Raw genomic sequence first — 10,321 nt, 5'->3', positions numbered from 1 at the left:
CGTTGTTCCGTGTCAGTGGTGGCGCATTATAGGGAGTTATTCCGGCCTGACAAGCGAAAAATATAAAAACTTTATCGTTCGCTCATTTTTCAGGCAAAACATCTTAAATATAGTCTTTTCCGTCTAACTTATAGACAAAAACGAGCCCCGAAGAGCTCGTTTTATCATTACTGGACGGCGACAATCCGGTCTTCATTAACTTCCAGGCGGATCACTTTACCCGGAACCAATTCACCAGACAGTATTTGCTGTGCCAGCGGGTTTTCGATTTGCTGCTGGATAGCACGTTTCAGAGGACGTGCACCATAGACCGGATCGTAACCGTTCTCGCTCAGCAGTTTCAGCGCCTCGTCAGAAATGTGGATTTCATAACCACGTTCTTCCAGACGTTTGTACAGACGTTTCAACTGAATCTGCGCAATCGACGCAATGTGCTGTTCACCCAGCGGATGGAAGACCACCACTTCATCGATACGGTTAATAAACTCCGGACGGAAGTTATGGCTTACCACACCGAGCACCAGCTCTTTCATGTGTGCATAATCCAGTTCACCAAAGCGTTCCTGAATCAGATCGGAACCGAGGTTAGAGGTCATAATGACCACCGTATTGCGGAAGTCGACCGTTCTTCCCTGCCCGTCAGTCAGACGCCCATCATCCAGTACCTGCAACAGAATGTTGAAGACATCCGGATGCGCTTTTTCCACTTCATCCAGCAGGATGACGGAATACGGACGACGACGCACCGCTTCGGTCAGGTAGCCACCTTCTTCATAACCGACATATCCCGGAGGCGCACCAACCAGACGAGACACCGAATGTTTCTCCATAAACTCGGACATATCGATACGAACCATCGCCTCGTCGCTATCGAACATAAAGTTCGCCAGCGCCTTACAAAGTTCAGTTTTACCCACACCAGTTGGGCCGAGGAACAGGAATGAACCAATCGGGCGATTTGGATCGGCAAGCCCCGCACGACTACGACGAATCGCGTTAGATACCGCATCAACCGCTTCATTCTGACCAATAACGCGATGGTGCAGTTCTTGCTCCATACGTAGCAGTTTTTCGCGCTCACTTTCCATCATGCGAGAAACCGGAATCCCCGTCCAACGCGCCAGCACTTCAGCAATTTCGGCATCGGTCACTTTATTACGCAACAGACGCATAGTTTTGCCTTCGAGCTGCGTTGCGGCTTCCAGTTGCTTTTCCAGTTCCGGGATTTTGCCGTATTGCAGTTCAGACATCCGAGCCAGGTCACCCACACGGCGAGCCTGTTCAATGGCGATTTTCGCCTGCTCCAGTTCCGCTTTAATAGTCTGCGTACCAGAGAGCGATGCTTTCTCTGCTTTCCACTCTTCTTCTAACTCGGAGTACTGACGTTCTTTGTCGCTCAGTTCTTCGTTGAGCATATCCAGGCGTTTTTTACTAGCTTCATCAGACTCTTTCATTAACGCCTGTTGTTCCAGTTTGAGCTGAATAATACGACGATCGAGTCGGTCGAGTTCTTCTGGTTTTGAGTCAATCTGCATACGAATGCTGGATGCTGCTTCATCGATCAGGTCGATGGCTTTATCCGGCAACTGACGGTCAGCAATGTAGCGATGAGACAACGTCGCCGCTGCAACAATTGCCGGGTCAGTAATTTGCACATGGTGGTGCAGCTCGTAACGTTCTTTCAGGCCACGCAGAATCGCAATGGTATCTTCAACAGAAGGTTCGGCAACAAACACTTTCTGGAAACGACGTTCCAGCGCAGCATCTTTTTCGATGTACTGGCGATATTCGTCCAGCGTCGTGGCACCCACGCAGTGCAGTTCACCACGAGCCAACGCCGGTTTCAGCATGTTCCCGGCGTCCATTGCGCCATCGGCTTTACCCGCGCCGACCATAGTATGTAATTCGTCGATAAACAGGATGACGTTGCCTTCCTGTTTAGCGAGATCGTTCAGTACGCCTTTTAAACGTTCTTCAAACTCACCGCGATATTTTGCCCCGGCCACCAGCGCACCCATATCCAGTGCCAGTACGCGGCGGCCTTTCAGCCCTTCCGGCACTTCGCCATTGATAATACGCTGCGCCAGACCTTCAACGATGGCAGTCTTACCAACGCCAGGTTCACCAATCAGCACCGGGTTATTTTTAGTACGACGTTGCAGTACCTGAATGGTACGGCGAATTTCTTCATCACGACCAATCACCGGATCGAGTTTGCCCTGTTCGGCACGTTCGGTAAGGTCGATGGTGTATTTTTTCAAAGCCTGACGTTGGTCTTCGGCTCCTTGATCGTTCACGCTTTCACCTCCACGCATTTGTTCAATCGCTTGAGTAATGTTGGCGGTGGTCGCCCCTGCTGCTTTCAGGATGTCGGCCAGCGTGCCGCGAGACTCAAGTGCCGCCAGAACGAACAGTTCTGACGAAATAAAATTATCACCACGTTTTTGCGCCAGCTTGTCGCAAAGATTAAGAACGCGCACCAGATCCTGTGAAGGCTGGACATCGCCACCCGTACCTTCAACCTGCGGTAAACGATTTAATGCCTGATTGATATCTGTGCGCAACTGGCCAGCATTAATGCCAGCGGATGTTAATAAAGGGCTAACCGAACCCCCTTCCTGATTCAGCAGGGCGCTCATTAAATGAAGTGGTTCGATGAATTGGTTGTCGTGCCCGAGTGCAAGTGATTGGGCATCGGCAAGAGCAAGCTGGAATTTATTAGTAAGACGATCCAGACGCATAACTCCTCCCATAACGGATCAAAGTTGCTACTGGAGATTAAATGAGGTCATCCCTCAATTATTCAAGGTTATTGACCAGATTAATGTGAAAAGAAAATCACGCGTACCGGATCGTCTTGATTCTTTAGGTTATATCAGCCAAATGAAACTTGCCATACGACCCGTGGTCTTGTCGCGACGATAAGAGAAGAAAGTCTCATTTTCTGTATATGTACAGCGGTCGCCGCCGAAAATTTGCTCAACACCAACGCTCGCCAGACGCTGGCGGGCAAGCTGATAAATATCCGCCAGATACTTATCACCATGCTGAATAAAAGCTGCACTCGCTTTGGCGTCTACTGCCATAAATGCCTCGCGAACTTCCGCCCCCACTTCAAACGCGCGTGGACCGATTGCTGGCCCTAACCAGGCGAGAATATTTTCTGGATTATCAGCAAAACAGGAAACCGTCTCTTCCAGCACCCCAGCGCACAGCCCACGCCAACCAGCATGGGCTGCAGCCACTTCCGTTCCCGCACGATTACAAAACAGCACGGGCAGGCAGTCGGCAGTCATCACTGCGCAAATTGTGCCGGGCGTGTTGCTATAAGAGGCATCCGCTCGTTTTGAAGCATAAGGTTCGCCAGTAAGCTTAAGCACATCTTTACCGTGCACCTGCTCAAGCCAAACCGGTTTTGAAGGCAAATTGCCCGCAGCAAAAAGCCGCTTGCGATTCTCCTCAACGTGATCCGGGTTATCGCCACAATGGGCGCCGAGGTTGAGCGAGTCGTAAGGCGGCAAGCTCACGCCGCCGATACGGGTAGAGCTACAAGCCGCAACACCTTTTGGCAGCGGCCACTGCGGGACAATCAGCTTACTCATAACCAGTCAACTTCATCCTTATGCTCTTCGAAATCGGCGCGCATCACCTCAATCAGCTCCACCATATCTTGTGGAATAGGCGCATGCCATTCCATTTCGATGCCGGAGATTGGGTGATAAAGACGCAGCATGGTTGCATGAAGCGCCTGGCGGTCAAACTTACGCAGCGTGGAGATAAATGCTTCCGAAGCCCCTTTTGGCGGACGCGGACGACCACCATAAACCGGATCGCCCACCAGCGGATGGGTGATATGCGCCATATGCACGCGGATCTGGTGCGTACGTCCAGTTTCCAGACGCAACCGCAGACGCGTGTGCACACGGAAGTGTTCCATGATGCGATAGTGAGTGACCGCCGGTTTGCCCATCGGATGTACCGCCATGTGAGTACGTTTGGTTGGGTGGCGACTGATTGGCTCATCCACCGTACCGCCAGCGGTCATATGACCAATTGCCACCGCTTCGTACTCACGAGTAATTTCACGCCGTTGCAAAGATTCGACTAAACGCGTCTGAGCCGGAACGGTTTTTGCCACAACCATCAGGCCAGTGGTGTCTTTATCCAGACGATGAACAATGCCCGCACGCGGAACATCAGCAATGGGCGGATAGTAATGAAGCAACGCATTCAATACCGTGCCATCCGGGTTACCCGCACCAGGATGTACTACCAGGTCGCGTGGTTTATTAATGACGATGATGTCTTCGTCTTCATAGACGATATCCAGCGGGATATCCTGCGGTTCAAAACGTGCTTCTTCTTCAATCTCAGCGTTGATGGCAACCTGCTCGCCACCCAATACTTTTTCTTTCGGCTTATCACAAACTTTGCCGTTAACCAGCACGCGCTGGTCGAGGATCCATTCTTTTATCCGCGAACGTGAATAATCCGGGAACATTTCGGCCAAAGCCTGATCTAAGCGTTGTCCGAGTTGGTTTTCGGACACCGTTGCAGTGAGCTGTACTCGTTGTGCCATATATACTGCTTCTTCGTTTATCGTTGGGGTTTTACGGCTTTGCCGTTTAATATAGTGTGCTATTGTAGCTGGTCTTAACCGGGAGCAGGAACAGAGAATCTCCCGTATTACATTTTGAGGAAAGTCAAAACGTCATGACGCGCATGAAATATCTGGTGGCAGCCGCCACACTAAGCCTGTTTTTGGCGGGTTGCTCGGGGTCAAAGGAAGAAGTACCTGATAATCCGCCAAATGAAATTTACGCGACTGCACAACAAAAGCTGCAGGACGGTAACTGGAGACAGGCAATAACGCAACTGGAAGCGTTAGATAATCGCTATCCGTTTGGTCCGTATTCGCAGCAGGTGCAGTTGGATCTCATCTACGCCTACTATAAAAACGCCGATCTACCGCTAGCACAGGCTGCTATCGATCGTTTTATTCGCCTCAACCCGACTCATCCGAATATCGATTATGTCATGTACATGCGTGGCCTGACCAATATGGCGCTGGATGACAGTGCGCTGCAAGGGTTCTTTGGCGTTGACCGTAGCGATCGCGATCCTCAACATGCACGAGCTGCGTTTAGTGACTTTTCCAAACTGGTGCGCGGCTATCCGAACAGTCAGTACACCACCGATGCCACCAAACGTCTGGTATTCCTGAAAGATCGCTTGGCGAAATATGAATACTCCGTTGCCGAGTACTATACAGAACGTGGCGCATGGGTTGCCGTCGTTAACCGCGTAGAAGGCATGTTGCGCGACTACCCGGATACCCAGGCTACGCGTGATGCGCTGCCGCTGATGGAAAATGCATACCGTCAGATGCAGATGAATGCACAAGCTGAAAAAGTAGCAAAAATCATCGCCGCAAATAGCAGCAATACATAACAGAATTCTGAGACGCAAAACGGCAGCCCTTAAGCTGCCGTTTTTTTATTCTATAACAACCGTGACTGAAGCTATTTAGTCGCGACCGATCTCATCAAATATGGCTCGGTTTGAGACATTCCTCAAGTAAAAAAACACCTCTTCCTGCGATTTCTCACAAAAAAGCTTCGTTGACAAAAAGTGACAAAATTATGAGATTTCCATCACATATTTTGACATCAGGAACGGTATGCTGAATTCACCAAGACGGGAAGACAAGAGGTAAAATTTATGACAATGAACATTACCAGCAAACAAATGGAAATTACTCCGGCCATCCGCCAACATGTCGCAGACCGTCTCGCCAAACTGGAAAAATGGCAAACACATCTGATTAATCCACATATCATTCTGTCCAAAGAGCCACAAGGGTTCGTTGCTGACGCCACAATCAATACACCTAACGGCGTTCTGGTTGCCAGTGGTAAACATGAAGATATGTACACCGCAATTAACGAATTGATCAACAAGCTGGAACGGCAGCTCAATAAACTGCAGCACAAAGGCGAAGCACGTCGTGCCGCAACATCGGTGAAAGACGCCAACTTCGTCGAAGAAGTTGAAGAAGAGTAGTCCTTTATATTGAGTGTATCGCCAACGCGCCTTCGGGCGCGTTTTTTGTTGACAGCGTGAAAACAGTACAGGTACTGTACTGAAGTCGCTTAAGGAAACAAACATGAAACACACGCCGTTCTTCTTCGCATTCTTTTTTACCTTCCCCTGAATGGGAGGCGTTTCGTCGTGTGAAACAGAATGCGAAGACGAACAATAAGGCCTCCCAAACCGGGGGGCCTTTTTTATTGATAACAAAAAAGGCAACACTATGACATCGGAAAACCCATTACTGGCGCTGCGCGAGAAAATCAGCGCGCTGGATGAAAAATTACTGGCGTTACTGGCAGAGCGGCGCGAACTGGCCGTCGAGGTGGGAAAAGCCAAACTGCTCTCGCATCGCCCGGTACGTGATATTGATCGTGAACGCGATTTACTGGAAAGATTAATTACGCTCGGTAAAGCGCACCATCTGGACGCCCATTACATTACTCGCCTGTTCCAGCTCATCATTGAAGATTCCGTATTAACTCAGCAGGCACTGCTCCAGCAGCATCTCAATAAAATTAATCCACATTCAGCTCGTATTGCTTTTCTCGGCCCTAAAGGTTCCTATTCACACCTTGCCGCACGTCAGTACGCCGCCCGCCATTTCGAACAATTTATTGAAAGCGGTTGCGCAAAATTTGCCGATATTTTTAATCAGGTGGAAACGGGTCAGGCCGACTATGCCGTTGTACCTATTGAAAATACCAGCTCAGGTGCCATAAACGACGTTTACGATCTACTGCAACATACCAGCTTATCGATTGTCGGCGAGATGACGCTGACCATCGACCACTGCCTGCTGGTTTCTGGTACTACAGATTTATCAACCATCACTACAGTCTACAGCCATCCACAGCCGTTCCAGCAATGTAGTAAATTCCTTAATCGTTACCCGCACTGGAAAATTGAATATACCGAAAGTACATCTGCGGCGATGGAAAAGGTTGCACAGGCAAAATCACCGCATATTGCTGCACTGGGGAGCGAGGCCGGCGGCACCTTGTACGGTTTACAGGTACTGGAGCGTATTGAGGCAAACCAGCGGCAAAACTTCACCCGATTTGTGGTGCTGGCACGTAAAGCCATTAATGTGTCTGACCAGGTTCCGGCAAAAACCACGCTGTTAATAGCGACCGGACAACAAGCTGGTGCACTGGTTGAAGCATTGCTGGTACTGCGCAACCATAATCTGATTATGACCCGTCTGGAATCACGCCCGATTCACGGTAATCCGTGGGAAGAGATGTTTTATCTGGATATTCAGGCCAATCTTGAATCAGCGGAAATGCAAAAAGCATTGAAAGAATTAGGTGAAATCACCCGTTCGATGAAGGTATTGGGCTGTTACCCAAGTGAGAACGTAGTGCCTGTTGATCCGGCGTGATGAAATCGTGCCGGGTGATGTCTCCCCCGGCACAAGATGACTACTGGCGACTGTCGTTCGCCTGACGCAATAACACGCGGCTTTCACTCTGAAAACGTTGCGCATAATCGCCAAACCAGTTTTCCACCTTGCGGAAACTGTCGATAAACGCCTGCTTGTCCCCTTTCTCCAGCAGCTCAATTGCCTCGCCAAAACGCTTATAGTAACGCTTGATCAACGCCAGATTACGTTCCGACGACATAATAATATCAGCATATAGTTGCGGATCCTGAGCAAACAGTCGCCCGACCATCGCCAGCTCAAGGCGGTAAATGGGCGAAGAGAGCGCCAGAAGTTGCTCAAGCTGAACATTTTCTTCTGCCAGGTGCAGGCCATAAGCAAAAGTGGCAAAGTGGCGCAGTGCCTGAATAAACGCCATATTCTGATCGTGTTCGACGGCGCTAATCCGATGCAGCCTCGCACCCCAGACCTGAATTTGCTCCAGGAACCATTGATATGCTTCCGGCTGGCGTCCATCGCACCAGACCACCACCTGCTTCGCCAGACTGCCGCTGTCCGGGCCGAACATCGGGTGAAGCCCCAGCACCGGGCCATCATGCGCCGCCAGCATGGCCTGTAACGGTCCATTTTTCACCGATGCCAGATCGACCAGAATACAGTCTTGCGGTAAACGTGGTAATTTGGCGATGACCTGTTCGGTCACATGAATAGGCACACTGACAATCACCATTCCGGCATCGGCAACAATATCAGCCGCTCGTTCCCAGTCATGTTGCTCCAGAATCCGCACCTGATAACCCGAGAGGGTCAGCATCTTCTCGAACAAGCGCCCCATCTGACCGCCACCGCCGACGATAACCACCGGACGCAACGTAGGACAAAGCGTTTTAAACCCTTTGTCGTTCTCACTGGAGTAGGATTCACGCATAACCCGACGCAGGATATCTTCAATCAGATCCGGCGGCACGCCGAGGGCTTCCGCCTCAGCGCGCCGCGAGGCCAGCATCGATGCCTCGCGCTCCGGAACATAAATAGGCAGTCCAAAGCGACTTTTCACCTCGCCCACTTCAGCAACCAGTTCCAGACGCTTCGCTAATAAATTCAGCAGCTCTTTATCGACTTCATCAATTTGATCGCGTAACGCGGTCAACTCAGCAACCATAATAAACCTCTTAAGCCACGCGTGCCGTCAGCTGCCCGTTCAGATCCTGATGAATCTCACGCAGCAAGGCATCGGTCATTTCCCAGCTAATGCAGGCATCGGTTACGGATACACCGTATTTCATTTCGCTGCGCGGTTGCTCGGAAGACTGATTGCCCTCGTGGATGTTACTTTCGATCATCAGACCAATAATTGAACGATTGCCATCTTTAATCTGGGCAACCACGGACTCTGCCACCGCAGGCTGACGGCGATAATCTTTATTGGAATTACCGTGACTGCAATCTACCATCAGAGACGGACGCAGTCCCGCCTGTTCCATCTCTTTTTCACATTGCGCGACATCTGCAGGGCTGTAGTTCGGCGCTTTACCGCCACGCAGGATCACATGTCCGTCCGGATTCCCCTGAGTTTGTAGCAACGCAACCTGCCCTGCCTGGTTAATACCAACAAAACGGTGTGGCTGAGCGGCAGCGCGCATGGCGTTAATTGCCGTTGCCAGACTGCCGTCGGTGCCATTTTTAAAACCAACCGGCATAGACAGCCCGGATGCCATTTCACGGTGCGTTTGCGATTCCGTGGTACGAGCACCAATTGCCGACCAGCTAAACAGATCGCCCAGGTATTGCGGGCTATTTGGATCTAACGCTTCTGTCGCCAGCGGCAGCCCCATGCTCACCAGTTCAAGCAGCAATTTACGCGCGATTTGCAGGCCGGCTTCTACGTCAAAAGAGCCATCCATATGAGGATCGTTAATTAACCCTTTCCAGCCGACGGTAGTACGGGGTTTTTCAAAATAGACACGCATCACCAGATAGAGGCTATCGCTGACCTCTGCGGCAAGAGCTTTAAATCGACGAGCATATTCCAGAGCGGTTTCAGGATCATGAATAGAGCAAGGTCCACAAACTACCAACAGACGAGGATCGCGCCCGGCGATAATATCTGAAATAGTTTTACGCGAATCAGCAATCTGGGCTTCTTGATGCTGGCTTAATGGAAAAGCTGCCTTCAACTGTTCCGGGGTCATCAGAACCTGTTCGTCGGTAATGTGTACGTTATTCAGCGCGTCTTTTTTCATGATGGCGATCCTGTTTATGCTCGTTTGCGATAGTCAATCCTCAGCGAGGATGACGTAACGATAACACAACAAGTAAAGATTTCAATCCATATTTCGTAAATATTACTTTACATATGCAATTTTAATAAGCTGAAAGCCTCAAAATTCGTATAAATAAATTTACACCCTCATTAAAAACAATCCGCTATGCTTTGAAAAAGGAGAGAAAATGATGAAAAAATTTATCGGTTCCTTGTTGGCTTTAGTGGTTTGTGGGTGCCAGATTGATCCTTATACTCACGCGCCAAACTTAACCAGCACCGACTGGTATGATGTTGGTATGGAAGATGCAATATCTGGTATTGCCATAAAAGATGGCGATACATTTAGCGATTCACAGGCTGATCGGAGGGTATACCTTAAAGGATATGCCGAAGGACAAAAGAAAACCTGCCAAATCGATTTTACTTATGCCAGAGGGCTTTCCGGTAAAAGTTTCCCTGCCAGCTGCAACAATGTTGAAAATGCCAACCAACTACATGAAGCATGGCAAAAAGGGGCAGAGGAAAATGCCAGCACGATGCGATTAAATTAACTGGAGCGTCATCAACAAATTAATCATAAG

General features: G+C 49.8%; 10 protein-coding genes and 1 other annotated feature. Of the genes, 5 read left to right on the top strand and 5 right to left on the bottom strand.

All coding sequences use genetic code 11. The features are described from left to right. Positions 1 to 167 precede the first annotated feature (167 nt). From clpB to rluD, 3 genes are all read right to left on the bottom strand, one after another. A complete protein-coding gene (gene clpB / locus HEN21_RS16855) occupies positions 168 to 2,741 on the bottom strand; it encodes an ATP-dependent chaperone ClpB (RefSeq protein ID WP_001235102.1) in 2,574 nt (857 codons plus the stop codon). Between the two features lie 129 nt (positions 2,742 to 2,870). Further along, a complete protein-coding gene (gene yfiH, locus HEN21_RS16850) occupies positions 2,871 to 3,602 on the bottom strand; it encodes a purine nucleoside phosphorylase YfiH (protein ID WP_000040125.1) in 732 nt (243 codons plus the stop codon). Next, the gene (rluD, locus tag HEN21_RS16845) at positions 3,599 to 4,579 is read right to left on the bottom strand and encodes a 23S rRNA pseudouridine(1911/1915/1917) synthase RluD (protein ID WP_000079112.1); all 981 of its coding nucleotides are present in this window, start codon (positions 4,577 to 4,579) and stop codon (positions 3,599 to 3,601) included. The genes yfiH and rluD overlap by 4 nt, the downstream gene beginning before the upstream one ends. A 134-nt stretch (positions 4,580 to 4,713) precedes the next feature. Between rluD and bamD the strand changes: the two genes are divergently transcribed. The 4 genes from bamD to pheA all read left to right on the top strand — a co-directional run bounded on the left by bamD (position 4,714) and on the right by pheA (position 7,474). Continuing rightward, positions 4,714 to 5,451 carry an outer membrane protein assembly factor BamD gene (gene bamD / locus HEN21_RS16840; protein WP_000197686.1) on the top strand — a complete coding sequence of 246 codons (738 nt, stop codon included), beginning with the start codon at positions 4,714 to 4,716 and terminating at the stop codon, positions 5,449 to 5,451. A 270-nt stretch (positions 5,452 to 5,721) separates the two neighbouring features. Further along, positions 5,722 to 6,063: a ribosome-associated translation inhibitor RaiA gene (raiA, locus tag HEN21_RS16835; RefSeq protein ID WP_000178456.1), complete on the top strand. Its 342-nt coding sequence runs from the start codon at positions 5,722 to 5,724 to the stop codon at positions 6,061 to 6,063. Positions 6,064 to 6,165: 102 nt separating this feature from the next. Beyond that, positions 6,166 to 6,291, top strand: a sequence feature (Phe leader region). Further along, positions 6,167 to 6,214, top strand: a complete 48-nt coding sequence (pheL, locus tag HEN21_RS16830) for a pheA operon leader peptide PheL (protein WP_001386991.1) — start codon at positions 6,167 to 6,169, stop codon at positions 6,212 to 6,214. It overlaps the preceding feature by 48 nt. Positions 6,292 to 6,313: 22 nt before the next feature. Further along, positions 6,314 to 7,474 (top strand): bifunctional chorismate mutase/prephenate dehydratase, encoded by a 1,161-nt coding sequence (gene pheA / locus HEN21_RS16825; protein ID WP_000200130.1) that lies wholly within the window; start codon positions 6,314 to 6,316, stop codon positions 7,472 to 7,474. Between the two features lie 40 nt (positions 7,475 to 7,514). Here the strand turns inward: pheA and tyrA are convergent, their stop codons facing one another. Beyond that, positions 7,515 to 8,636 carry a bifunctional chorismate mutase/prephenate dehydrogenase gene (tyrA, locus tag HEN21_RS16820; RefSeq protein WP_000225242.1) on the bottom strand — a complete coding sequence of 374 codons (1,122 nt, stop codon included), beginning with the start codon at positions 8,634 to 8,636 and terminating at the stop codon, positions 7,515 to 7,517. Positions 8,637 to 8,646: 10 nt separating this feature from the next. Next, positions 8,647 to 9,717: a 3-deoxy-7-phosphoheptulonate synthase AroF gene (gene aroF, locus HEN21_RS16815; protein ID WP_176252389.1), complete on the bottom strand. Its 1,071-nt coding sequence runs from the start codon at positions 9,715 to 9,717 to the stop codon at positions 8,647 to 8,649. A 208-nt stretch (positions 9,718 to 9,925) separates the two neighbouring features. On the opposite strand from aroF, the gene HEN21_RS16810 reads away from it, so the two are divergent. Continuing rightward, the gene (locus HEN21_RS16810; RefSeq protein WP_000976010.1) at positions 9,926 to 10,291 is read left to right on the top strand and encodes a DUF2799 domain-containing protein; all 366 of its coding nucleotides are present in this window, start codon (positions 9,926 to 9,928) and stop codon (positions 10,289 to 10,291) included. Positions 10,292 to 10,321: the final 30 nt, after the last annotated feature.

Source organism: Escherichia sp. 93.1518, from assembly GCF_013368915.2.
GTDB classification, from domain to species: domain Bacteria; phylum Pseudomonadota; class Gammaproteobacteria; order Enterobacterales; family Enterobacteriaceae; genus Escherichia; species Escherichia ruysiae.
This window is presented reverse-complemented; position numbering and strand designations above follow the sequence as displayed.

Bases quoted from the DNA above. Each gene is read 5' to 3' on its own strand.
- clpB (WP_001235102.1), bottom strand. From the start codon at position 2,741: ATGCGTCTGGATCGTCTTACTAATAAATTCCAGCTTGCTCTTGCCGAT.
- yfiH (WP_000040125.1), bottom strand. From the start codon at position 3,602: ATGAGTAAGCTGATTGTCCCGCAGTGGCCGCTGCCAAAAGGTGTTGCG.
- rluD (WP_000079112.1), bottom strand. From the start codon at position 4,579: ATGGCACAACGAGTACAGCTCACTGCAACGGTGTCCGAAAACCAACTC.
- bamD (WP_000197686.1), top strand. From the start codon at position 4,714: ATGACGCGCATGAAATATCTGGTGGCAGCCGCCACACTAAGCCTGTTT.
- raiA (WP_000178456.1), top strand. From the start codon at position 5,722: ATGACAATGAACATTACCAGCAAACAAATGGAAATTACTCCGGCCATC.
- pheA (WP_000200130.1), top strand. From the start codon at position 6,314: ATGACATCGGAAAACCCATTACTGGCGCTGCGCGAGAAAATCAGCGCG.
- tyrA (WP_000225242.1), bottom strand. From the start codon at position 8,636: ATGGTTGCTGAGTTGACCGCGTTACGCGATCAAATTGATGAAGTCGAT.
- aroF (WP_176252389.1), bottom strand. From the start codon at position 9,717: ATGAAAAAAGACGCGCTGAATAACGTACACATTACCGACGAACAGGTT.
- HEN21_RS16810 (WP_000976010.1), top strand. From the start codon at position 9,926: ATGATGAAAAAATTTATCGGTTCCTTGTTGGCTTTAGTGGTTTGTGGG.